The organism is Cognatishimia sp. 1_MG-2023, from assembly GCF_030548175.1.
Taxonomy (GTDB): domain Bacteria; phylum Pseudomonadota; class Alphaproteobacteria; order Rhodobacterales; family Rhodobacteraceae; genus Cognatishimia.
The window spans coordinates 76,537-101,080 of record NZ_JAUORX010000001.1; the positions used below are offsets into that span (position 1 = coordinate 76,537).

20 protein-coding genes and 4 tRNA genes are annotated in these 24,544 nt (G+C 52.9%); 10 read left to right on the plus strand and 14 right to left on the minus strand.

From position 1 onward, the window contains the following. Window positions 1-87: 87 nt before the first annotated feature. The 3 genes from Q4544_RS00415 to Q4544_RS00425 all read right to left on the minus strand — a co-directional run bounded on the left by Q4544_RS00415 (window position 88) and on the right by Q4544_RS00425 (window position 5,174). On the minus strand, window positions 88-2,634 hold the full coding sequence (locus Q4544_RS00415; protein ID WP_303503117.1) for a penicillin-binding protein 1A: 2,547 nt from the start codon (window positions 2,632-2,634) through the stop codon (window positions 88-90). 101 nt (window positions 2,635-2,735) lie between these two features. Next, the gene (locus tag Q4544_RS00420) at window positions 2,736-3,962 is read right to left on the minus strand and encodes an N-acetylmuramoyl-L-alanine amidase (RefSeq protein WP_303503118.1); all 1,227 of its coding nucleotides are present in this window, start codon (window positions 3,960-3,962) and stop codon (window positions 2,736-2,738) included. Window positions 3,963-4,022: 60 nt separating this feature from the next. Then, window positions 4,023-5,174 (minus strand): pyridoxal phosphate-dependent aminotransferase, encoded by a 1,152-nt coding sequence (locus tag Q4544_RS00425; protein ID WP_303503120.1) that lies wholly within the window; start codon window positions 5,172-5,174, stop codon window positions 4,023-4,025. Between the two features lie 23 nt (window positions 5,175-5,197). On the opposite strand from Q4544_RS00425, the gene Q4544_RS00430 reads away from it, so the two are divergent. Further along, a complete protein-coding gene (locus tag Q4544_RS00430; RefSeq protein WP_407063018.1) occupies window positions 5,198-6,562 on the plus strand; it encodes a M48 family metalloprotease in 1,365 nt (454 codons plus the stop codon). Between the two features lie 9 nt (window positions 6,563-6,571). Next, the gene (locus tag Q4544_RS00435) at window positions 6,572-7,312 is read left to right on the plus strand and encodes a DsbA family protein (RefSeq protein ID WP_303503123.1); all 741 of its coding nucleotides are present in this window, start codon (window positions 6,572-6,574) and stop codon (window positions 7,310-7,312) included. A gap of 6 nt (window positions 7,313-7,318) precedes the next feature. Here the strand turns inward: Q4544_RS00435 and ispG are convergent, their stop codons facing one another. The 3 genes from ispG to hemA form a co-directional block, all read right to left on the minus strand. Beyond that, window positions 7,319-8,440 (minus strand): flavodoxin-dependent (E)-4-hydroxy-3-methylbut-2-enyl-diphosphate synthase, encoded by a 1,122-nt coding sequence (gene ispG / locus Q4544_RS00440; protein WP_303503124.1) that lies wholly within the window; start codon window positions 8,438-8,440, stop codon window positions 7,319-7,321. Between the two features lie 81 nt (window positions 8,441-8,521). Then, window positions 8,522-9,712, minus strand: coding sequence for a helix-turn-helix domain-containing protein (locus Q4544_RS00445; protein WP_303503126.1), 1,191 nt, complete (start codon window positions 9,710-9,712; stop codon window positions 8,522-8,524). A 113-nt stretch (window positions 9,713-9,825) separates the two neighbouring features. Continuing rightward, window positions 9,826-11,049 carry a 5-aminolevulinate synthase gene (hemA, locus tag Q4544_RS00450; RefSeq protein WP_303503128.1) on the minus strand — a complete coding sequence of 408 codons (1,224 nt, stop codon included), beginning with the start codon at window positions 11,047-11,049 and terminating at the stop codon, window positions 9,826-9,828. A gap of 219 nt (window positions 11,050-11,268) precedes the next feature. Between hemA and Q4544_RS00455 the strand changes: the two genes are divergently transcribed. Both Q4544_RS00455 and Q4544_RS00460 read left to right on the plus strand, forming a co-directional pair. Beyond that, window positions 11,269-12,645, plus strand: a complete 1,377-nt coding sequence (locus tag Q4544_RS00455) for a M20/M25/M40 family metallo-hydrolase (protein ID WP_303503129.1) — start codon at window positions 11,269-11,271, stop codon at window positions 12,643-12,645. 150 nt (window positions 12,646-12,795) lie between these two features. Then, window positions 12,796-12,885 (plus strand) — tRNA-Ser (locus tag Q4544_RS00460). A gap of 163 nt (window positions 12,886-13,048) precedes the next feature. Here Q4544_RS00460 and Q4544_RS00465 read toward each other — a convergent pair. From Q4544_RS00465 to Q4544_RS00475, 3 genes are all read right to left on the minus strand, one after another. Then, complete coding sequence (locus Q4544_RS00465; RefSeq protein ID WP_303503131.1) at window positions 13,049-14,002, minus strand: serine hydrolase; 954 nt, start codon at window positions 14,000-14,002, stop codon at window positions 13,049-13,051. Window positions 14,003-14,191: 189 nt separating this feature from the next. Next, window positions 14,192-14,268 (minus strand) — tRNA-Asp (locus Q4544_RS00470). Window positions 14,269-14,315: 47 nt separating this feature from the next. Then, window positions 14,316-14,392, minus strand: a tRNA-Asp gene (locus tag Q4544_RS00475). Window positions 14,393-14,726: 334 nt separating this feature from the next. Between Q4544_RS00475 and Q4544_RS00480 the strand changes: the two genes are divergently transcribed. Next, window positions 14,727-14,802, plus strand: a tRNA-Val gene (locus tag Q4544_RS00480). A gap of 121 nt (window positions 14,803-14,923) precedes the next feature. After that, on the plus strand, window positions 14,924-15,100 hold the full coding sequence (locus Q4544_RS00485) for a hypothetical protein (protein WP_303503133.1): 177 nt from the start codon (window positions 14,924-14,926) through the stop codon (window positions 15,098-15,100). Between the two features lie 14 nt (window positions 15,101-15,114). Here the strand turns inward: Q4544_RS00485 and Q4544_RS00490 are convergent, their stop codons facing one another. Together Q4544_RS00490 and Q4544_RS00495 are read right to left on the minus strand one after the other, a co-directional pair. After that, complete coding sequence (locus Q4544_RS00490; protein WP_303503135.1) at window positions 15,115-15,819, minus strand: RlmE family RNA methyltransferase; 705 nt, start codon at window positions 15,817-15,819, stop codon at window positions 15,115-15,117. Window positions 15,820-15,868: 49 nt separating this feature from the next. Beyond that, window positions 15,869-16,981 (minus strand): Ppx/GppA phosphatase family protein, encoded by a 1,113-nt coding sequence (locus Q4544_RS00495; protein ID WP_303503137.1) that lies wholly within the window; start codon window positions 16,979-16,981, stop codon window positions 15,869-15,871. A gap of 242 nt (window positions 16,982-17,223) precedes the next feature. On the opposite strand from Q4544_RS00495, the gene Q4544_RS00500 reads away from it, so the two are divergent. Genes Q4544_RS00500 through Q4544_RS00510 form a run of 3 tightly spaced genes read left to right on the plus strand, consistent with a single transcriptional unit; the run spans window position 17,224 to window position 19,552 of the window. Continuing rightward, window positions 17,224-17,520, plus strand: coding sequence for a virulence factor (locus tag Q4544_RS00500; protein ID WP_303503138.1), 297 nt, complete (start codon window positions 17,224-17,226; stop codon window positions 17,518-17,520). A 25-nt stretch (window positions 17,521-17,545) separates the two neighbouring features. Further along, on the plus strand, window positions 17,546-18,469 hold the full coding sequence (locus Q4544_RS00505; protein ID WP_303503140.1) for a methylenetetrahydrofolate reductase: 924 nt from the start codon (window positions 17,546-17,548) through the stop codon (window positions 18,467-18,469). Window positions 18,470-18,478: 9 nt separating this feature from the next. After that, window positions 18,479-19,552 carry a methyltetrahydrofolate cobalamin methyltransferase gene (locus tag Q4544_RS00510; RefSeq protein WP_303503142.1) on the plus strand — a complete coding sequence of 358 codons (1,074 nt, stop codon included), beginning with the start codon at window positions 18,479-18,481 and terminating at the stop codon, window positions 19,550-19,552. A gap of 66 nt (window positions 19,553-19,618) precedes the next feature. Here the strand turns inward: Q4544_RS00510 and pgi are convergent, their stop codons facing one another. From pgi to zwf, 3 genes are read right to left on the minus strand one after another with little or no spacing between them, the layout of a single operon-like run. Next, window positions 19,619-21,226 (minus strand): glucose-6-phosphate isomerase, encoded by a 1,608-nt coding sequence (pgi, locus tag Q4544_RS00515; protein WP_303503144.1) that lies wholly within the window; start codon window positions 21,224-21,226, stop codon window positions 19,619-19,621. 2 nt (window positions 21,227-21,228) lie between these two features. After that, window positions 21,229-21,903: a 6-phosphogluconolactonase gene (pgl, locus tag Q4544_RS00520; RefSeq protein WP_303503146.1), complete on the minus strand. Its 675-nt coding sequence runs from the start codon at window positions 21,901-21,903 to the stop codon at window positions 21,229-21,231. Continuing rightward, window positions 21,900-23,348, minus strand: a complete 1,449-nt coding sequence (zwf, locus tag Q4544_RS00525) for a glucose-6-phosphate dehydrogenase (RefSeq protein WP_303503148.1) — start codon at window positions 23,346-23,348, stop codon at window positions 21,900-21,902. The genes pgl and zwf overlap by 4 nt, the downstream gene beginning before the upstream one ends. A gap of 178 nt (window positions 23,349-23,526) precedes the next feature. On the opposite strand from zwf, the gene Q4544_RS00530 reads away from it, so the two are divergent. After that, entirely contained in the window at window positions 23,527-24,465 is a 939-nt protein-coding gene (locus Q4544_RS00530) for a radical SAM protein (protein WP_303503149.1), read from the plus strand. Window positions 24,466-24,544: the final 79 nt, after the last annotated feature.

Genomic DNA, 24,544 nt, shown 5'->3' on the forward strand with positions numbered 1-24,544 from the left:
GTTCATCGTTTCAAAGGTGGTGATAGACCACCCCAGAGAAGCGGGCAAGATCACCCTGCCCTTTCCTTCGAAAATCTCGTGATGTCGTTAATATAGCCCGCCAGAGCTGAGCGTCCCAAAGCTGGCCTTTGGTCCAACGACGGCCTTTTTACCAGTGGACGTGGTAACGGTCGTGCCCCCACCTTGCGCATCTTCAAACAACGGCAAGTTGGACCCCATTTCAAAGCCACCATCAAAGGCGACGCCAAACAATGGCTCTTCGCCAACGCGGAAGTATTCGGCCACAACATGGTCGCCGCTTGCATCATCCGAAAGACGCGCACCAGAGAACCGATCAATCTTGATAAACTGACCACCGGGCGGCACCCGGAACTTACCAGCGCCGTTTTTCTTGATGGCTGCTTTCATGAATTCTTGGAACACAGGACCACAGGTGTTGCCGCCATAGGTCCCACGACCCAGCGGGCGTGGTGTGTCATGGCCAATATAGCACCCAGCCACCATGGTGTTGGTGAAACCAATGAACCAAACATCACGGGCCTCGTTGGTTGTACCGGTTTTGCCGGCCACAGGAACGGGCAGGTTGATGGCTGTGCTCGCTGTCCCGCGGTCCACAACGCCGCGCATCATTGATGTCAGCTGGTAGGCGGTGATCGGGTCCATCACGCGCTCGCGGTTGGTGACGATTTTGGGCGCTTTGTCGATCTCAATGCCAGGTTCATCACACTCAGTACAAACGCGTTGGTCATGACGATAAATCGTGCGGCCAAAGCGGTCTTGGATACGATCCACAAGTGTTGGCTCAACACGTTCGCCGCCATTGGCGAACATGGCATAGGCAGACACCATTTTGAAAAGCGTCGATTCCTCAGACCCAAGCGAGTTCGCAAGGAAAAGACCCATATTGTCATAAACACCAAATCGGCGGGCGTAATCGCCGACAACATCCATGCCGACCTCTTGCGCCAAACGGATGGTCATCAGGTTTCTGGATTGCTCAATACCTGTCCGCAGCGGCGTTGGGCCGTAGAACTTGTTAGACGAGTTTCGCGGCCGCCACAGGCCTTGGGGTGTGTTGATTTCAATCGGTGCGTCAATAACGATGGTCGCTGGTGTGTACCCACTGTCGAGTGCCGACGCATAAACAAAGGGCTTAAAGCTAGAGCCCGGCTGGCGGCGTGCCTGTGTCGCGCGGTTAAAGACAGAATTCTGGTAAGAGAACCCGCCCTGCATCGCAATCACGCGGCCGGTGTTCACGTCCATGGCCATAAAGCCGCCCTGTACTTCGGACACTTGACGCAGGGTCCAGCGAATAAAGCTGCCATCGCTGTCTTTTGTCATGGCGCGCACAAGAACAACTTCACCGGCTTCTAAAAGATCGCCCGCAACTTTGGCTTTGCGACCCAATGTGCCATCTGTGCGTCGCTTGCGAGCCCATTGGACGTCTTTGGCCGGAATAAAGTGGCCATCTTCATCTTCGCCAACGCTTTCAATGCCGATACGGGCATCGTTTGAACCAACGCTTAGAACGACGGCAGGAAACCATTCGCCATCAACATTGATGTCTCGTGGCACATTGACGTTGGCGAGCGCATTGCGCCAGTCATCTTCGTTGGTCAGTTGATCAAGCGGGATCGTCTTGCCAGTACCGCGCCAAATGCCTTGGCTGCGGTCGTATTTCTCCAGCGAATGCTGCAGGGCTTGTGCGGCCACAGCTTGAAGTTCTGGGTCAATTGTGGCGCGTACCGCCATACCACCGGTAAAGAATTCCTCTTCACCAAAGTCTCGGCTGAGCTGACGACGGATTTCATCGGTGAAATAGTCACGCGGTGGACGCTGCGCTTTGTAGCTATCGTAATCGCCGTTTTGTACGGATAGCAACGGCTGTGCACGTGCAGCTTGATAGCTCGCTTCAGTTAGATACCCGTTTTCCTTCATCTCTTTCAGGACGAAGTTCCGCCGATCTACGGCCGCCTCTTTGTGGCGCACAGGATGCAAATTGGACGGTTTCTTTGGCAAGGTCGCCAAATATGCGGCTTCTTGCGGCTGAAGCTCTGCCAATGGCTTGTTGAAATAGGTCTGCGCGGCAGCTGCGACGCCAAACGAGTTTTGACCAAGGAAAATCTCGTTCAGGTAAAGCTCTAGGATTTTGTCTTTGCTCAGCACGTTTTCAACGCGCGAAGCAAGGATCAGTTCTTTGATCTTACGCTCTGCAGACCGGTCGCCGGACAACAGGAAGTTTTTCATAACCTGTTGGGTGATTGTAGACGCACCACGAAGGCGCCCACCCTGTGCGGCCTCAACAGCTGCGGCAACCATACCGCGGGCATCGTACCCTTTGTGTGTGTAGAAATTCTTGTCTTCGGCAGAAATGAACGCGTTTTTAACCAGATCAGGGATTTCGTCCGCAGGTGCAAACAAACGGCGTTCCTTGGCGAATTCATCAATAATACGCCCCTCTGCCGAGTAAATCCGGCTGATCGTCGGCGGGCGATATTGCGCCAAAGCCTCATGGCTAGGCAGATCGCGGCCATAAATGTAAAAAACCGCGCCAATCGAAAGCGCCACAAAGGCAGCGCCCATTGTGATCAATGTAAAAAGGCTTCCGAAGAAAGACAGAATGAATCGCAGCACAAGGGCCCCCGGGGTAAGTCCCCCCCTCTATACTGCCTGCCGCCGGGGCGGTCAAAACACAAGGCGGGGAATTTCTTGCAGAATTTCGCCTGTACGAAAGTTTATTGGCGCACCAGGTCGCGTGCAGCCTTATCGGCGATCACCCACGCCTGCAAACCATCGCGAATACCTTCGGCCAACCGTTGGCGCCAAGATGGGTCATTTAGATTTTGTAGGTCACGGTCAGAGGACATAAAGCCCACTTCGATCAAAACCGAAGGAATATCAGCAGCTTTCAACACAGAAAAGGCCGCTTGGCGGTAGGGTTTGTTGTTCAGCTTACCCAATGTGCCCTGCATCCCCAGCACCATCGCTTGGGCCAATCGTTCCGTCCGGGGTGTCGTTTCTTGGCGCACCAAGTCCAGCAAAATATTGGCAATCTGATCGTCCGTCCCACTTAGGTCGATACCCGCAAGCAAAGCGCTGCGATCATGGCGCTCGGCAAGATATTGCGAAGCGGCATCGCTGGCCTCTTTGGATAACGTGTAAACAGTCGCGCCACTGGCCTGCCCAAGCTTCAGCACATCCGCATGAAGCGAAATGAAAATATCGGCATTGACCTCGTGCGCCGTGGCAACACGGCCCTCGAGCGAAACAAAACTGTCTTCATCACGGGTCAAGAACACCTCAAACCCACCAGCACGGCGCAGCGTGTCACGAATTTCACGCGCGAGCGTCAACATCAGCACTTTTTCCTGCACATGCCCACGCTCTGCCCCCGGATCAACACCACCATGGCCGGGATCAAGCACGACAACGGTTGCGGCCCAATCTGGCTTGCCTGATTTCGGAGCTGTCACAATGGACGGGCTTGGCAAATCCCAACGCGGGTCTTTCGGCGTACCTGCGGATTGCGCAAAGGCTTCCGGTTCCGTCGCGATCAATTTTAGCTGTAAATGTGCGTTACCCGTCGTCTCATCGACCTGCATCTCCGCGCTTGTGATTGCCATGGGTGCGCTAAGATCGGCGACAAGGCGGCTCCACCCAGGACGAAACCCACCAACACGAATGGCTTCGATGCGTTCAGATTGCAAAAGCGTGTTTGTATCCGCGTTTGACCAATCCACCTCGCGAAAGTCGATGACAAGCCGGCGTGGCTCATCCAGCGTAAACACGCGCCATGGCACGCCCTGTGACAACGCCAGATCAATCTGTGCCCCGCCTTTGCGCGCATCAACGATGGCGCTGCCCTCTGCATTTAACCGCGCTAAGCCGCTGAATTCTTGGGCTTGGATGGTCAACGCTGAACACAGCCAAAGGATCAGGATCGAAAAGAAAGTTCTGCGCATGTAGAATGGGTGCCTGAATGAATTTTTGATAGTTTAACCTGTGTTGCAGCCATTGGATACTTAGATATGACCACGGGCCTTCATAAAGGCGGTCAACCGCGCAAGCCCTTCGATTATGTCTCCGGTCGCGCGCGCATAGGAAAAGCGCAGCGTGCCAGCCCCACGGATCGGATCAAAGTCCAACCCCGGTGTGACGGCAACTCCCGCCTCTTCCAAAATCTCAGCAGCAAAGGCACGACTGTCATCGGTCAAATCACTCACATCCGCATACACATAGAACGCCCCATCAGGCGGTGCGAACTTGGTGAACCCCGCCGTTGGCAACCCTTCCAGCATCAGCTGCCGATTGGCACGATACACGTCCATGTTGGCCTCTAGCTCTTCGGTGCAGTCCATGGCCGCAAGGGCCGCGACCTGCGACACATGCGGCGGGCAAATGAACATATTCTGTGCAAGCCGTTCAATAGTGCGCACATGATCTTCTGGCACAACCATCCAGCCAACGCGCCAGCCCGTCATACTGAAATACTTGGAGAATGAGTTAATCACATAGCAATCATCCGTGATCTCAAGCGCCGTCACCGCCTTGGCGTCATATTCGATGCCGTGATAAATTTCGTCGCTGATAAAGGCCGCATTCTTCGCCTTGCAAGCGTCAATCAATGTTGAAAGCGCGGGCTTATCCAGCATGGTACCAGTTGGATTGCCCGGAGACGCCACCAAAAGCCCTTGAATGTCTTGATCCGCGAAATCAGCAGGCACAGGCTGCAACCGGTTTGACAAGGAGCTTTGCAGATCAACAGGTTCCAGCGACAACGCCTTTAGGATTTGGCGATAGCTTGGATAACCCGGCGCGCCGATGGCCACGCGGTCGCCTGCATCAAAGAGCGCCGTGAATGCCAACAAGAATGCACCAGAAGACCCAGATGTCACAACAACACGATCCGGGTTAAGATCGACGTTATACCATTCCCCATAAAGCTGGGCGATGCGCTTGCGCAGCGCTGGAATGCCAAGCGCCACGGTGTATCCCATCGTGTCATGCATCATCTGTTCGGCTAAAACTTGCCGAGCCGCTTTTGGCGCTGGCGTGCCTGGCTGGCCGACTTCCATGTGTATAATATGGCGTCCAGCGGCTTCGGCTTTGCGCGCAGCTTCCATGACATCCATCACAATAAAGGGATCAACTGCACTGCGCCTTGAGTTCTGCATGATTTTCCGTCCTATTACCCCGCATGAGTATTGAGCGTTATTTTTCCCGGCCGTCAACCAATCTGCGACAGCTGATTTTAGCAAGTTTCGTAGTTGTCCTTACTTTGGTCACGACACTACCCGCGCGCGCAACATCTTTGCTGCGTGATCCTGACATCGAATATTCGCTGCAACGACTCGCCTCACCGATTTTGAATGCAGCTGGCCTTGGCAGTTCGGTGCGCATTCTGGTGGTGAACGACAGCAAGTTGAACGCCTTTGTCGTGGATCAAAAGCACATCTTTATTCATTCGGGTCTTTTGATGCGCAGCAAGAATGCCGACATGCTGCGCGCCGTCATTGCCCACGAGGCCGCCCATATCGCAAATGGCCACATCGCGCGGCGTCACCGGAACTTTGGCAATGCCCGCACGGTGGCTGGTCTTGGGATTGCCTTGGCGGCAGCGGCAGCAGCGGCATCTGGCAATGGCGAAATCGGGGCTGGCGTGGCGCTCGGGGTCAGCAGTTCAGCGCAGCGCGTATTCCTTTCGCACACACGCGAGGAAGAAGCCTCTGCCGATAAATCCGGCATCAGCTATTTGGTGCAATCCGGTGCAAATACGCAGGGTGCTGTGGATGTATTCGAGCTGTTCCGCGGCCAAGAAGCGTTGAACACCAACCGCCAAGATCCCTATGTGCGCTCGCACCCGCTCACACGTGATCGACTGCGGGCGGCCAAAGCAGCAGCGCAAGCCTATGCCGGCAAAGCCAAGCCTGATCCGCAGGCGGAATATTGGTTTGGCCGTGCCAAAGGAAAACTATCTGCTTTCTTGCGCAGCCCTAAAACCACAAAGCGTGATTTAAAAAACAGCCCCTCGCAGGATGTTCGGTTGATGCGCGAAGCGGTGATGTTTCATCGTCAATCCAATACAAAATCCGCTTTGGCCTCTATGAACAAAGCCATCGCACTGCGCCCAAAAGACCCATACTTTTATGAACTTAAGGGCCAGATCCTCATGGAAAGCCGCAACATCAAAGCAGCGGTTCCGGCCTATAAACGCTGCGTTGATCTAGCACCGAACAACGCGCTGTGTCTTGGCAGTTATGGCCGTGCACTATTGGCCAGCGGTCAAACACGCGCCGCACTTAATGTTCTAGAAAAAGCCCGCAGCCGCGATTTTCGCGATTCACGCATCCTGCGCGACCTAGCCTCAGCCTATGCCAAGAACGGCAATCGTGGCATGGCGGCTGTCGCTTCTGCAGAGAGATACGCCTTGCAAGGGCGGATGAAAGATGCAGGTATCCAAGCCAAACGCGCTGTTGATCTTTTACCAGAAGGATCATCAGGGTGGAGACGAGCAGATGATATTGTACTGGCCGCAAAGCGCGCCGCGAAGAAAAAGAAATAGGAGAACCTAGTGAAAACCCCATTGTTGGCTGCGGCCCTTTCGGTTTTGACCCTGCCCGCGTTCGCGCTGGATGTGAACGCAATGAGCGACGAAGAGCGCGCCCTCTTTCGCGAAGAAGTCCGCGCCTATCTTCTGGATAATCCAGAGGTGATCATGGAGGCGGTTGCCGTATTAGAAGAGCGTCAAGCCGCCCAACAGGTTTCGCAGGACCTCAATCTGGTTTCAGCAAATGCTGACGATATTTTTGACGACGGCTATTCTTGGGTTGGCGGCAATCCGGATGGAGACATCACCTTGGTTGAATTCGTTGACTACCGCTGTGGCTACTGCCGCCGCGCGCATGACGAGGTCAAAGAGCTGGTCGAAGCCGATGGCAACATTCGCATAATCGTCAAAGAATTCCCCATTCTGGGCGAAGATTCCATGCTGAGCTCTCGTTTCGCCATTGCTGTGAAACAAAAGCTGGGTGCAGACGCTTACGAAGCAGCAAATGACGCGCTGATCCGTATGTCCTCTGGTGCTAACGAAGTGACATTGCGCCGCTTGGCCCAGTCCTTGGGCTTTGATGCCGCAGAGCTGATTGACCATATGGACAGCGACGAAGTCAGCGAAGAGATTGCAAGCACGCGCCTATTGGCACAGCGTTTGCAAATCACCGGTACGCCGACATTTGTAATGCAAGACGACATGCTGCGCGGCTATCTACCGTTGGAAAGCATGCGCCAATTGGTGGCGCAAAAGCGGGGCTAACCCCGCTTACGCATCTTCTGACGAGGCGGCCTCTAGTTGGGCCGCCTTTTGTTCGACCTGCTCAACGATGTGATCAACCATCTGATCGTTAGACAGCTTGTGGCTTTGCTTACCGGCCAAATACACCATGCCAGAACCAGCACCGCCGCCGGTAAATCCAACATCCGTCATCAAAGCCTCGCCCGGACCATTCACAACGCAGCCAATAATCGACAGGCTCATCGGCGTTTTGATATGTTCGAGTCGTTTCTCAAGAGTCTCAACTGTCTTAATGACATCAAAGCCTTGGCGCGCACAGCTCGGGCAAGAGATGATGTTTACACCGCGATGACGCAGCCCCAATGATTTAAGAATTTCAAAGCCAACTTTGACTTCTTCAACCGGATCAGCAGACAGGCTCACGCGGATCGTATCACCAATCCCCATCCACAGCAGTTGCCCCAAACCAATCGCAGATTTGATGGTACCGGACACAAAGCCCCCCGCCTCGGTAATACCAAGGTGGATCGGCGCATCCGTTGCATCCGCCAACATCTGATAAGCCGCAGCCGACATAAAGACATCTGACGCCTTTACGCTGATCTTAAAGTTGTGAAAGTCGTTATCTTGCAGAATTTTGATGTGGTCCAAACCAGATTCCACCATCGCATCCGGGCAAGGTTCTCCATATTTATCAAGCAGATGCTTTTCCAGCGAGCCAGCGTTCACGCCAATGCGGATCGAACAACCATAGTCCTTGGCAGCTTTGATCACTTCCTTGACCCGCGTGTCATCACCGATATTGCCGGGATTGATCCGCAAACACGCAGCGCCCGCTTCAGCAGCCTCAATCGCGCGTTTGTAGTGGAAATGAATGTCTGCCACGATCGGAACCGGGCTTTCTTTGCATATCTCACGCAGGGCCGTCGTTGCCGCCACATCGGGGGCTGAGATACGAACAATGTCCGCACCCGCGTCAGCCGCGGCCAAAACCTGCGCCAGCGTCGCCTTCACGTCGCCACTGTCTGTGTTCGTCATCGTTTGCACAGCAATGGGTGCATCGCCGCCAACAGGCACATTCCCCACCATGATCTGGCGAGACTTGCGGCGTTCAATGTTACGCCACGGGCGAATATGGTTCATAGACATGCAAAAGCCCCATCCGAATAACGTCTGGGGCTTATGTAAGCCCCCGTCATGACAGGGGCAATGCAGCAATCAAAGAAAAGATTATTCGTTGCCAATAACCACGTTCTGCGCGGCGGCAACCGATACGATTTCAGCCAGCGCTTCATCACCAGAAAGGTCTGCGACAGCAAAGTTTTCCTGAACCGCATCCACGTCGATCGCAAGGTTACGGACAACACCGGTTCCCTGCCCGGCCGGACCACGAATTTCGCCATTCAGACGGAAATAAACCGACCCAGACATGCCAGCCTGCAACGTTGGCGCAATTTCGGTGTTTGGAACTTTGAATTCTTCGCCGGCATTCAAAGTCTTCTCAAACAGAACAGAACCATCTGCCGACCGGATACGCACCCAAGCTGGGCGCACAACAAACATCACGACTTCTGGGTCTGCTTCTTCCAGAACTTGCGGGATCGCAGGAACCGCGGGTTCAATCGCCTCAGCAATCGTGATCGAAGGACGCTCTGGTGTGAACGTACCAACGCTATGCGGGTTCAACGTTGAAATCGGAGCATCACGCGCCACCAATACAGGCACATCAAGCGCTTGTGGGCGGTATAGACGATCCAGTTTGTTTTCTGGCGGTGTAAAGACTCCAGATGCATTATCCGCAACCTCGACATCCGCTGCCGAAGCTTCAGCCAATGGATCAAGATCAGACAGCACCACTGGCGTTTGCTCGACTGGTGCCAGACGCACACGCTGAACTTCGTTCAAAACGCTCCAACCGCCGTAGCCAATACCACCGATCAAGGCCAACAGAACCAAGGACGAGCCAATGGCACGTGGTTCAATGCGCGAAAGGACGGATTCTTGGACCGGGACAAAGGTCGCATTTGCGGATGCAAAAGGATCACGCGCTGCTGCCGCAACCAGGACTTCGTCTTTCTTAGACTTACCAGACGCCTCAGAGGACATGCCATGCGCAGTCTGAAAACCACTTTCGCGGCAGAACTTCGCAAAGGTCTCATCCGGGTCCAAATTCAGATAACGCGCATAGGACCGCACATAGCCCGCAATAAACCCAGGGGTTTCAAAGGCTGACGGATCAGCGTTTTCAATGGCTGCAATATAAGAGGCACGTATTCGAAGCTCGCGCTGCACATCCAAAAGGGATTTGCCCATAGTTGCGCGTTCGCCGCGCATCTCGTCGCCGAGCCGGAAATCGTAATCGTCAAATCCTTTGGGGTTACTGTCCTCCCCCTCGGATTTGCGCCACCTGCGCCTGATCATGCCCAAAGCCTCACTGTGTAAAGTGACCCGAGAAACATCCCCGATTCGAGTCACCCCCATTTAATTGAGGCTAAGTTAACACAGGGCAAGGGTTTTTGCACCAGATGGTGTGGTTAACCCGCTAATTCGGCACGATTTAGCGCACAATGAGACCACAGCTCATCCATTGCGCGAACTAAAGCATCAATCTCTTTTGGTCCGTGTACCGGTGACGGCGTAAAGCGCAGACGCTCAGTTCCGCGCGGAACGGTCGGGAAATTGATCGGCTGAACATAGATTCCGTGGTCTTCCAGCAGCATATCGCTTAGCTTTTTCGTGTGCACTGGATTGCCAACAATCACCGGAACGATGTGCGTGCCATGATCAATAATTGGCAAACCCAACCCCTTAAGGCGCATTTTAAGGATTTTTGCCTGCATCTGATGCTGTTCACGCAATGTGGAATCTTGTTTCAGATGCGCAATGGATGCAGCAGCACCCGCAGCCACAGCTGGCGGCATGGATGATGTAAAGATAAAACCAGGTGCATAAGAACGGATAGCGTCACACATTTTAGCGCTTGCCGCGATATAACCGCCTTGAACGCCAAACGCCTTAGCTAAGGTGCCGTTAATGATTGTAATGCGATCAACTAGGCCATCACGCTCTGCTACACCGGCCCCACGTGGGCCATACATGCCAACAGCATGCACTTCGTCCAAATACGTCATCGCGTTGAATTCATCAGCCAAATCGCAAATCTCTGCAATCGGACCAAAGTCGCCATCCATGGAATAAATCGACTCAAACGCCAGCAACTTTGGTGCTGCTGGATCGTCTGCCTCAAGCAACTCACGCAAATGCGCGACGTCATTGTGGCGGAAGATACGTTTCTGACCACCATGACGGCGGATACCTTCGATCATAGAAGCGTGGTTCAATTCATCTGAATAGATGATCAGCCCCGGAAACAATTGGTGCAACGTCGAAAGCGTCGCGTCATTGGCATTGTAGGCGCTGGTGAAAAGCAAAGCCGAGTCTTTGTCGTGCAAATCCGCAAGTTCGGCTTCTAAACGGTTGTGATAAACCGTTGTGCCAGAAATATTGCGCGTGCCACCAGACCCAGCACCAGTCGCATCTAACGCTTCGTGCATCGCTTCCAGAACAACAGGATGCTGCCCCATACCAAGATAATCGTTGCCACACCAAACGGTGATCGGTTGCTCGCTGCCGTCCTCTTTGCGCCATACCGCATGTGGGAACTGGCCATTCTTACGCTCAATATCGATAAAGGTGCGATACCGGCCTTCTGAGTGAAGACGGGAAAGGGCATCATCGAGCTTAGCGGAATAGTCCACTGGCTTACCTCCGGTTTGCTGGCGCACGGCTTGCGACCTCAAGAGATTCGCCTCGGTAGGCGAAATAGTTCTGTTAAGATGTGGATATACTGCGCGTTTTCAATCAATGCCAGAATACATTTTGTCGCTCGCGACACTTTGATCAAGATCAAGTTATCTGGACAGCGCTGATGGTCCTGATACGGTCCACAAAAAATACACACAAAAGGATTCCACCCCATGTCTCTGGACTCTGTCTTAGCTCGAATAGATGCGGACCTGCCTGCTGCAACCGATCGCTTGCTTGATCTGTTGAAAATCCCTTCTATTTCAACAGACCCGGCCTTCAAAGACGATTGCCAAACCGCCGCCGATTGGCTGGTCTCTGATCTGCAAAGCATTGGCGTAAAGGCAGAAAAACGGGCAACCCCAGGCCATCCCATGGTCGTTGGCCATGTCGAAGGTGACGGTCCGCATGTGTTGTTCTATGGCCACTATGATGTGCAACCCGTCGATCCGCTAGAGCTTTGGAACTCTGATCCCTTCGCCCCAGCAATCGAAGATACCCCAAATGGCAAAGTGATCCGTGGCCGTGGCTCATCCGATGACAAAGGCCAATTGATGACCTTCGTCGAGGCCTGCCGCGCATGGAAAGAAGTGAACGGCGCCCTACCCTGCAAAATCACCTTTTTCTTTGAAGGCGAAGAAGAAAGCGGCTCACCTTCGCTTGTTCCCTTCATGAAAGAAAACGCCGCAGAACTGAAATCTGACATCGCTTTGATCTGTGACACAGGCCTGTTCCAAAGCAAAACTCCAGCCATCATCACCTCGCTGCGCGGACTTCTGGGCGAAGAACTGACCATCAAAGCCGCCAACAAAGACCTGCATTCCGGCATGTTCGGTGGCGTCGCCATGAACCCGATCCGCGTTCTAACCAAAATCATTGCAGGCCTGCATGACGACACGGGCCGCGTCACCGTTCCGGGTTTCTATGATGGCGTTCCAGAACTCTCCGAAGACCTAGCAGCCCAATGGCAAGCGCTTGGATTTGACCATGCAGCCTTCCTTGGCGATGTCGATCTATCCGTCCCCGCAGGCGAGCAAGACCGCACACCACTTGAAATGATCTGGTCTCGCCCAACTTGCGAAGTGAACGGCATTACAGGCGGCTATACGGGCGATGGTTTTAAAACCGTCCTGCCTGCCGAAGTCTCCGCCAAAATAAGCTTCCGCTTGGTCGGCGACCAAGACCCGCACAAAATCCGCGAAAGCTTCCGCGCTTATGTGCAATCCATGCTGCCTGCGGATTGTACCGTTGAATACAAAGCCCACGGCGCATCACAAGGCTCGGTCATGGCGACAGACCACCCCGCGTTTGAACAAGCGCGCGCCGCTTTGTCAGATGAATGGCCAGAGGCTGCAGCCTTTGCTGGCTGTGGCGGCTCCATCCCCATTTCTGGCCACTTCAAAGAAATCCTAGGCACAGACGCGATGTTGATTGGCTTTGCCAAAGACGACGATCAAATCCACTCGCCAAACGAGAAATACGATCTGGAAAGCTTCCACAAAGGCATCCGCAGCTGGGCACGTATCCTCGAAGCAATGACACGCACATAACAATCCGCGCGCGCTGGCCACAAACCGGCGCGCGCAAGCCTTTCAAATAAGGCACTTTTTTCGAACTCGGATCTTTTCGAAAAAAACTTTCAAAGAATTCCGAATTGCCCCTTGCACCCCCCACATGATTTTGGCTAAACACCGCCTCACGGACAGGTGGCCGAGTGGTCGAAGGCGCACGCCTGGAAAGTGTGTAGGCGGGAGACCGTCTCCAGGGTTCGAATCCCTGTCTGTCCGCCATTACCCCCCCACAATTAAATTTGACCTAAAGCCAACACATTCGCGCGAGTTTACCTTTGTGTTTTGGCCCTTCGCTCTGAAAACAATCAGTGCGGTGCAGTTGCCACCTTCATCTAAACCACAATAATAGCTGACTTAATATCAGCCAACTGACGTCCGATACTTACTGCTTAAGAATAGTATCCATCGCCCAGTCCGTAGCGGCATCCCCTTCCGCCACAAAAATCAACGCGATGTCACCGGTAGCTACGTCCATTCGAACGTCAGTTGAAAACCCTAGATCGCCTCCGGAATGGCCATAAATGCGATCTTCGATCTCAACCCCCATGCCATATCCCTCACCTCGGGGATCCCGTAGCAATTCACCCATCATCTTGCCTGACAACAAGCTGCGCTCAGCAAACAAAGCTTTGTAAAACCGCGCAAGATCGGGAGCTGTCGCAATAACTCCACCGTCCCCAAAACCGTCACCTTCGTAGTAGTCACGTATATGGTGACCACCCTCATGCCCATTCGGCAGGCCACGTGGCAAAGGTCTTGATCCGAATACAAAGGAACGCGTCATGCCTGCGGGCTTGAAAACGTGGCGCTCCATTGCCTGAGCGTAGGTCATACCAGTGGCATTCTCTAAGATATGCCCAAGCAGCACATAGTTTGTATTGCTATAGTCAAAGCCCCGGGCAACGCGGAACAAAGCGTCTTCGCCAAATGCGTAGCTCAACGCCGTTTCTGGATTTTGCACATGATCCGGATCAGCCAAGGCATCTTCGACGTATTCGTCACTCAGGTAGTCTGGCAATCCGCTGGTCATGGTCAATAAATGGCGCAGCGTCACACCCTCTAATTCACCAAGTCCGTCCCTGATATCATCGTCTACCCAATGGCGAGCCAACTCATCCAAAGAAAAAGCGCCGGCCTCCACCAACCGCAGAACGGCAACAGAGGTCATTGTTTTGCCAACCGAAGCCAAAACAAACGGAGTTTGCGCGGATGCTCCCCCTCCGGCTTCAAGTGTAACAACCCCGTTGCTTTCGAAATACCGGATAAATGCAACCTCATCCGAAAAGGCTAAAGAGGGACATAAAAAACAAGCCGCAAGTGAAATCATCTTTAGCATTAGAAATCCAATTCGGCTTTTAGGTCACTCGAACTGTCTGGGATGCAAGGACCACAGTCAACGTCCATCGTGAATTCCCAAACGTACGTTTCAACGCGGGAATCGTACGAATTTCCACAATGAACGCAGCGCGCGCCTTAAACGCAACGCGTTTCGCGGCGAAACCTAATCATGTCTAAAGGAAGAAAGTGGCGCGGTTGACGGGGCTCGAACCCGCGACCCCCGGCGTGACAGGCCGGTACTCTAACCAGCTGAGCTACAACCGCGCGATGCCTTTCGGCTATGCACCCTACCCGGGTCAGGGACAACAGAGTGGCGCGGTTGACGGGGCTCGAACCCGCGACCCCCGGCGTGACAGGCCGGTACTCTAACCAACTGAGCTACAACCGCCCTCTGTAATCTCCGAGGCTACGTTGCCGTCGCTTCGGTGAGCTGTGGTTTATGCGTAGGTGATGTCAGCGTCAAGCGCTTTAGAGAGACTTCTTTGCATTTTTTTCACGTTGTTAAATTTCCTTCATATTCCATTGAATATTCCCCCGAAATTTTCTGCGCCCCGACGAATTCTGATCCGTCAAAACCCACCCCGAGGCAGCAAGTGATTCACGCAAGCCACGGAATCAACATGAAAATCTAACGGTTTCACCGTTAAAAATCTTTTTTTCAGAAAAGCGTATTTTGGGACTTGCCCTTTGCCATAGGAAACGATTAAAACCCGCCACACATCGGGTCGTTAGCTCAGTTGGTAGAGCGCTTCGTTTACACCGAAGATGTCGGGAGTTCGAGCCTCTCACGACCCACCATTCCCCCAAAGACACGCAGAGCCACGACCACAATAAGACCCGCAATGGTCTGAGTTTTGGACATATTTTGCCAAATTGTCGTGGAATATTGCCCTTGCACAGCGTGACAAGGAACAAAGCCATGCACATTCGTCATCGTCAATTTATGAACGCCACAAACCTACCGCGCCACATGCGCTTGTTTGAACTGATCCGTCAGGAAAACACGCACACACGCCGCCAAGCCACGGATCACCAATCGCAAGATCAAGCGATGGAAGCATTCCGCGACATGGCCTGCGCGTCTTTGGGTCGCTAATCTAACCCGCTGAATTATCCGCGGAATCCAGTTGCGACGACAAATTTCTCAGACGAATCCGCCCGAGATGATGGCGGTTTGAAATTCGCGACCTTCGTGAACTTCTGCTTAAGCAGCTTCTGAAGCTCGCCCTCAGCGCCACCCGCCAAAACCTTGGCAACAAATGTGCCGCCCTCTTCCAAAACATCAAAAGCCAAATACGCCGCAGCTTCGCATAGCGAAATAATGCGCAAGTGGTCCGTTTGCTTGTGCCCAGAAGACGACGCCGCCATGTCAGACATCACGACATCGGCCTTACCATTTAGCCATTCTTTGATTTGGTCATCTGCACCTTCGTCAAGAAAATCAAGCTGATGAACAACAGTACCCGGCAATGGCTCGACTTCTTGCAAATCGATTCCCAGAACAGTCCCGACTTTTTTGTCTTTGCGTTCCCCCAAGGAATTCACACGCTTCACCGCGATTTGCAGCCAGCCCCCAGGGGCACAGCCCAAATCGACAATCCGCGCGCCAGGCACAAGGAAACGATATTTGTCGTCGATTTCCATAATCTTAAACGCCGCGCGCCCACGAAACCCTTCGGCCTGTGCTCGTTTGACATATGGATCATTCAACTGCCGTTGTAGCCAACGGGTCGAGCTGATGCTTCGGCCACGCGCCGTTTTGACTTTTACAGTCAAATCACGTTGACCGCGCCCGGAAGTGTTCTTCTTTTTCATGTCAATATCGCCCTTGGCGGAATGATCCTATTGGGGGGGCCTTTTATACCTAGAACGGTCCATCTTCCAAGACACCATCTGCAGACATCTGCGCATAAAGCAAACCTTCACGCAGGCCACGGTCCGCAACTGACAGTCGATCCGTCGGCCAACATCTTAGCAATGCTTGCAAAATCGCAGATCCAGACATGATCAATGCATGTCGATCCTGACCAATCCGCGGGTCTTGCCGCCGCCCATTTGGCCCCATCTTAAGGTAGTCGTTGATCACAACATCAATTTGTTCCGACGTCATACGCAAACCGTCAACCTTGGTGCGGTCATAACGCCGAAGACCAAGGTGACTGGCCGCAACCGTTGTTACCGTTCCCGATGTCCCAACGATCTGAAACCCTTCACGCGGTTGCGCATCTTTATATGGTGCAAATTCTGAAAGGTTTTCCTCAAAGAACCAACTCATCAAAGCAAAGCGCGCAGCGTCATCTTCGACGTCATTGAATTGATCCCGCAGCGTCGCAACGCCAAGCGGAACCGAAATCCAGTCAACAACCTTAGCTGCTGGAAACGGTGTATCAAACTGCTCAAAACCACGACGCATCCGCATGATCGCCTTAGGGCGTTCACGATGCGGCACGCTCGACAAATCAATCCATACCAGTTCCGTCGAGCCACCCCCAATGTCCACAACCAACAACTGTTCTGTCTTGGTCGACACCAAAGGTGCACAGGAAATGACCGCGAGCCGCGCTTCTTCTTCTGCTGGGATAATCTCAAGCTGCAGGCCGGTTTCGCGGCGTACCTGTTTGATAAAGTCCTTCGCATTGCGCGCGCGACGGCAGGCTTCGGTCGCAACCAAACGCATATGTGTCACGCGATGGCGTTTCAGTTTTTGCTGACAAATGCGCAAGGCTTGAATCGTGCGTCGCATAGAACCACGCGACAACCGTCCAGTCTTTTCAAGACCGGAACCAAGTTGGACAGACTTTGAAAAGCTGTCCACCACATGAAATTGATTGCCCTTAGGTTGGGCAATCAACATGCGGCAACTGTTCGTACCCAGATCCAAGGCGGCATACAGCTCGCTTGGGTCTGGTTGTTGGGGCGCGGGGCTCTCAACCGGTTTTGGGAAGGCGCCCGCACCTTTGGGACGCTTGGGCGCCATAGTCACGCCCTCCATTTCGAGTTGATACCAACCTAGTCAGTTGAATGCCGTCACGCAATCCCCTGCCCTTGGTTCTCTTCATGATCATCATTAAGAATTTTCAGTGCCCTAGCTGTAGCCGCCTTAGCTATAGCTCGTTAGAAGATCACAGGTCGCGGATAGCGACAGTTAAGTCGAAAATGAACGCAGCGTGTCTTGGTGGCTGGTCTACCAATAGAAATATAAAGTAGAGGAATCAGCTCATGCCTGAAGTCACAATCGTTTATTGGCGTGACATCCCCGCTCAAGTCATTGTGGGCAAAGGACGACGTGCTGCGAAAAAGCAACTGGCCGAACGCTTTGAACAAGCGATTGACCGTGCGGCTATGAAAATCGGCTCGTCAGATACTGATGCTTACCTTGCTGAATGGCGCAAGGCTGACCCCTTTACCGTTGATGGAGACGCTGCAGACATCGCCCAGGCTGAACTGGACCGTTTGGATGCAGAATATGATCAGGACCGCCTTAAGGTCCTGATTGACAATGATGGTTGGGCCTAGGTCCACATGGCATAAGGTATTCGCGATGTCGCTTTTGAGTTTCAAACGAAAGTCCCCAAATGGACGAGGCGTGCCCGTTTCGGTCTCAGACTTCTTGAAAGACTATTCTATCGAAGTCATGCCCCGCACCGCTGAGAAAGTGGCCGACTTTCGCGCGATTTTACCTAAGGGCACGCGCGTTTACATTGCACATATCGACGGCACGCCAATCAACGACATGGTCGCAACCGCAAAGCGCTTGGCGACTGACGGCTTTGAAGTCATGCCGCATTTTCCTGCGCGTATTATCAAAGACCAAGCAACTTTGGAAAACTGGATCGCCATGTATCAAGGCGAAGCCGGCGTATCCCAGGCGCTTTTGCTGGCAGGTGGCCTTTCAGAGGCCAAAGGCGATTTTGAAAATTCAATGCAATTGCTTGAAACTGGCCTTTTTGACAAAGCGGGTTTCAAACGACTGCACGTAGCTGGCCACCCAGAGGGTAACAAAGACATTGATCCAGATGGATCGACACGGTTGGTCGACGAAGCTCTGCAATGGAAACAGCGTTTTTCTGAAACCACCGATGCATCAATGGCGTTGGCGACGCAGTTCTGCTTTGAATCCAAACCGATCATCGCATGGATTGATGCATTGCGTGAAGCTGGAATTACGATCCCCGTCCATATCGGCATCGCGGGACCAGCCAAATTGCAAACAATGATCAAATTCGCAATCGCCTGCGGCGTTGGCCCGTCATTGCGAGTTCTACAGAAACGCGCGATGGATGTGTCTAAGTTGTTATTGCCTTACGAACCAACTGACGTCATTCGCGAATTGGCAGATCACAAAGCTGCCAATCCTGATTTTAATATAGAGTCCGTGCACTTTTTCCCACTAGGTGGGATCAAGGCCAATGCGAACTGGGCTTTGGAAAATGGCGCACCAGCGCCGCAAACAGATAATCTTTAAGGACTGTCCATGACCCGTACTGTCGTCGAATCCAATTCAAAAACTTCGATCATCGGCTTTGATCAGCCCTTTAGCGTCATCGGGGAACGGATTAACCCAACTGGCCGCAAAATTCTGAACGAAGAACTGGAACGTGGAGATTTCTCGCGTGTTCAGGCCGACGCCCTTGCCCAGGTTGCTGCCGGTGCTACCATCTTGGACATCAATTCGGGTGCAGTATTTTCAAACAAAATGGCCGAAGATGTCCGTTACGCTGACAACAACTTTGTTGAGCCAACTTTGATGCGCCAATTGGTTGAAAAGGTACAAGAAGTCACCGACATCCCGCTTTGCATCGACAGCTCCGTTCCTGGCGCGCTTGAGGCTGGGCTTGAGGCTGCGAATGGTCGTCCCTTGCTGAACTCTGTGACCGGCGAAGAAGAGCGTTTGGAATTGGTTTTGCCGCTGGTCAAAAAGTACAACGTGCCCGTTGTTGCGATTTCAAATGATGACACCGGTATTTCCGAAGACCCAGATGTGCGATTTGCCGTTGCGAAACGCATTGTGGAACGCGCGGCAGATCACGGCATTCCTGCTCATGACATCGTTGTTGATCCACTGGTCATGCCAATCGGCGCAATGGGAACTGCAGGTTTGCAGGTTTTCACATTGGTGCGTCGTCTTCGTGAAGAGTTGGGCGTGAACACAACGTGTGGCGCATCCAATATCTCGTTTGGCCTGCCAAACCGTCATGGGATCAACAACGCCTTCTTGCCAATGGCAATGGCGGCCGGAATGACATCTGCGATCATGAACCCAGTTGCTCTACCTGTCGGTCCGAAAAAAATTGCCGCGAAAAAAGAAGAAATAGAAGCGGCTGGCATTATCCTTCCAGAGGGAATGGATGATGAAACCTTTGTGAAACTATTCGGTATGGGATCAACCTTGGCGCGTCCGGGTAAGGAAATGGAGGCCATTCGCGCCGCAAACTTCCTGACCAACAATGACGAAGGTGGTGCAGACTGGATTAAGTTCAACAAACCGGCAGGCACCGGCGGTGCCAGCGGACGTGGCCGTCGCGGCGGTCGTCGCGGGCGCGCTTAATTTAAGACATCAAAAAAGCCCCGCAGCACATTGCTTGCGGGGCTTTTTTGTTTTTCAGGTATGCGATCAGGCGTCGCGGAGCGCCTTTGCGCGAGTGACCAGATTTGCAGTCGCAGGATGCAGATCAGCTGTGCTGCCATTCTCCTCAACGGCCGGAGCAAGCTTTTGAGCAAGCTCTTTTCCCAACTCAACACCCCATTGATCATACGAGTTGATGCCAAGGATCGTACCCTCGACAAAGACGCGATGTTCATAAAGCGCAATGATCTGCCCCAACACGAATGGCGTCAGTTTCTTATACATCAATGTTGTAGATGGACGATTGCCCGAGAACACGCGCTGCATTGCATTGGCTTCCAGCGCTGCGCCCTCAAAACCCTTCGCGGCCATCATGCTGCGCGCGGTGTCCAGATCACGCCCCAACAGCAACGCTTCGGATTGCGCGAGACAATTGGCAAGTAAAGCCTTGTGATGCGCGGCCAGCTCAGACTCATGGCCTTGAGCGCCCACAAGAAATTCGCAAGGCACGATCTGTTTGCCTTGGTGAATCAATTGATAAAACGCGTGTTGGCCGTTGGTCCCGGGTTCCCCCCAAACAATTGGGCCAACCGTTTGATCAAGCTCTTTGCCTTCTATCGAAACGCTTTTGCCGTTTGATTCCATTTCAAGCTGCTGCAAATAGGCAGGCAGCCGGACAAGTCGTTGTTCATAAGGCAAAACCGCACGTGTGCCGAAGCCACAGATTTGGTGGTGCCAGATGCCCACAAGCGCTAATGCAACTGGCATATTGTTTGCCAGAGGCGCTTCGCAAAAGTGGCGATCCATGGCTTGGCCACCGCGCAAGAAATCTTTGAAATCGTCTGGACCGATGGCCAGCATGATCGAAAGACCAATTGGCCCCCACATGGAATAACGCCCACCAACCCAATCAGAGAACCCAAAGACGCGCTCTGCTGGGATACCAAAGGCTGCGGTTTCTGCCATGGCTGTGGAAATTGCTGCAAATTGGGCGGCGGGATCAGCGACTTTTTGTTTCATCCAGTTGAACGCACTTTGCGCGTTCATCATGGTTTCCATGGTCGTAAAGGTCTTTGACGCCACCAGAACCAATGTTGTGGTTGGATCAAGCGTTGCCAATGTATCCGCTAAATCCGCGCCATCTACGTTCGAGATGAAATGCACACGCGGACCATCTGCGAAAGGCGCCAATGAAGGCACGGCCATTGCTGGACCAAGGTCAGATCCGCCGATGCCGATATTCACAACATCCGTGATCTTGCCGCCTGCCCCAGTGAAGCGACCGTCTCGCACTGCATTGGCGAAAGACGCCATTTGCTCCAGAGTTTGCAACACGCCGGGCATGACATCTTCGCCATCCACGAAAACAGGCCCGCCATCGAGATTACGCAATGCCGTATGCAGCACAGCGCGATCTTCGGTTTCGTTGATCTTTTCGCCAGAAAACATCGCAGCACGACGCGCTTCGACATTTTTGACGTCTGCCAAAGCGATCAGCGCAGAAAGCGTTTCTGCATCAATGTTGGTTTTGCTGTAATCAAAATACAGATCATCTGCCTCAACGGAAAACACGTCTGAACGCATAGCGTCGTCAAACAAAGTTGTAATGGCACGGTCAGCCGAAACCTCGTGTAATGATCTAAGCTTATCCCACATGGTTAACTCTCCGTGTAATGTACAATAGCGCCATCCAGGACGGCACTGATGGGCGCTTGATCCGCAGGCAAACGGCGTGCAGCGTTCAACGCTTCTAGCTTATCTTTGCCTTTAAAGACGATGTGCTTGCGCAACGCACCATTCAGCACTCTGGCAGAGAGGGTCACCCGCGCCTCTGGCTGGCTATCTGGGCGTACCGGCACCAAGACTGGCGCATCCGACGCCAGTGCCGCGCCAAGCTCTGCCGAGTCAGGAAACAGCGACGCCGTGTGCATATCAGCGCCCATACCCAATATCGCAACTGAAATCGGCAGACGTGGTTCGATATTGGCGATTAGGCCATTCAGGGCCTGTTCAGGCGCTGGCGCATCGGCCCATAGCGGTAGTAAAGTTGCAGCCGCCGCCCGATTTACAAACAAACGTTCCCGCAAAAGCTTGGTGTTGCTACGAGGATGATCTTCTGGAACCCAGCGTTCATCAGTCAAAATGACATCCACACGGGACCAATCAAGATCGGCGGCACATAGGTCGTCAAACACTGGACCCGGGGTTGTGCCGCCCGGAACAGCCAGCACAGCGCGGTCTTGGTGCTGCAAAGCGGCCGTCAAATCACCGGCGATGACTTGGGCAACATCAATCGCCAACATTTCTGAATCGGAATAGGTTTCAATTCTCATTCGCCAATCTCCCTCCATTCACGACCGTCACGCTGCATCAGCAATTTCGCGTCAGTCGGACCTTGGCTATAGGATTCATACGGTTTGGGCACATCATGACGTGCCTCCCAGCCTTGGATAAGCGGATCGGTCCAGGCCCAAGCCGCCTCTACTTCGTCATCGCGCATGAACAACGTCTGATTGCCCCGCACAACATCCATAATTAATCTTTCATAGGCGTCAGGCGCCTCTGCGTCTTCTCCCAGAGCTTCTGCAAAGCTCATATCAAGCGGCACGTCGAGCAGGCGCATACCGCCCGGCCCCGGTTCTTTGATGGTCACCTTTAGCGTGATGCCTTCGTCTGGTTGCAATTGAATACGCAACTCGTTGCGATGCTTGCCAGCCTCTGGGCCAAAAATGGAATGCGGTGTGTCTTTGAAAACGACAACAATTTCAGAATCACGAGCAGCAAGTCGCTTCCCTGTGCGCAAGTAAAACGGAGTGCCAGCCCAACGCCAATTTTGAACATGGGTCTTGAGCGCAATAAAGCTTTCTGTGCGCGACTGCATGTTTTCAGCGTCTTCACGGAACCCAGATTCGTCTTCTGTTTCGCTGTATTGGCCACGCACAATGTGATGCGGCTCTACTGTTTCCAAAGCGCGGATCACCTTTAGCTTTTCATCGCGCACAGCGTCAGGATCGAATTTCGCGGGCGGCTCCATCGCGGTTAGACACAGCAATTGCATCAAGTGGTTTTGCACCATATCGCGCATCGCGCCGGATTTGTCGTAATAGGCCCCACGCCCACCCACGCCCACCTGTTCAGCGACGGTGATTTGGATGTGATCAATGTATTGGCTGTTCCACAACGGTTCAAACAACATATTGCCAAACCGTACAGCCATCAGGTTTTGAACGGTTTCTTTACCAAGATAGTGATCAATCCGGTAAATTTGGGTTTCATCAAACCGGCTGGATAGAACTTTGTTCAAAGCACGCGCAGAGTCTTGGTCGCGACCAAATGGTTTTTCAACAACGATGCGCGTTTCGGCATCGACCAAATTGTAGCGATCCAGCCGTTCCGCCAAATCGTCAAATAGGCTTGGTCCGACAGAAAAATAGAACGACCGAATGCGATCTGATTGCATTTTGCCCACAAGGGCTTCCCAGCCCTCATCGCCCATCGCATCAATCTGAACGTAGTCAAACGCGGCAATAAACTGGGCCAAAGGTTCTGAGGCGACGGATTTGCCAATCGCATCACTCACAGATTCGCGCGCAAACAATTGAAACGCTGCTTGGTCCATATCAGTTCGCGCGGCCCCAATGATCCGGGAACCGGCAGGAATTTGGCCATCAACAAACCGTTTATAGAGCGCTGGAATGATCTTCCTGCGCGCCAAATCACCCGTTCCGCCGAATATGATTAGATCAAAGACATCTACCGGAATAATTCGTGAAACCATAAGAACCCCTGCAGTTCATAGGCCATTGTTACAGCCCTTATTGTTAGCGCTAACGAACTCTTAGCAACCTGTTACCGATGCCACAAGTCCCTTCACATCTCTGTCAAATAGACGCAAACCGGTTTTCGACACGTGATTTCTTCGATAGCACAAAAGAAACAACAGGATGACAAGGTTCATGAAAGATCACGCAAATATTGGCAAGTTCCAAGACCCTTATGTCACAGCCAAGGGTGAAGACCGGGCGCATGTCGCCTTAGAAAACCCTCAAACCCTGTGGTTTAACACCGGAACGCTTTGCAACATCGAATGTGAAAACTGCTATATTCTTAGCTCTCCGACCAATGATGCGCTTGTTTACCTAACCGCGGATGAGGTTTCGGATTACCTTGATCAATTGGATTCGCGGAAATGGGGTGTGAAAGAAATCGCATTCACGGGTGGCGAGCCCTTTATGAATCCCGAAATGATCGAAATGGCGAAGCGCTCCCTTGAGCGCGGCTATGAGGTCTTGATCCTGACAAATGCCATGCTGCCAATGCAGCGAAAGCGCGTAAAAGAAGGGCTTTTGGCGCTTAAGTCTTATGGCGATAAGCTAACGTTTCGGATCTCTGTAGATCATTGGTCCGAGGATCTTCATGACAAAGAGCGCGGCAAAGGCAGCTTTGCCAAAACCGTGCAAGGTATGCAGTGGCTTCGCGACAATGGGTTTCAGATGGCTGTGGCCGGGCGTACCGTTTGGGGTGAAACCGACACTGACTCCCGCAAAGGCTACGCAGAGCTATTTTTAAAGTATGACTTTAATATTGATGCTTATAATCCTGGTACCACTGTTTTATTTCCAGAAATGGATGAAAAAGTCGAAGTTCCTGAGATCACTACCGCCTGTTGGGGTATCTTGGACAAATCCCCGACACAAGTTATGTGCTCCAATTCTCGGATGGTTGTAAAACACAAAGGCGCTGACACGCCTTCGGTGATCGCCTGTACTCTATTGCCCTATGAGCCAGAATTCGACATGGGCCCAACGTTAGAAGACGCAGAGCGACCCGTTCAATTGAACCACCCACATTGCGCAAAATTCTGCGTTTTGGGTGGCGCGAGCTGTTCCGCGTAACCAGTAAAATTCTACCCTTATTTATCAAACCCTTAGCCTGTAAACGGCTAAGGGAAGCAGCTTTGCGTGCGCTACCCAT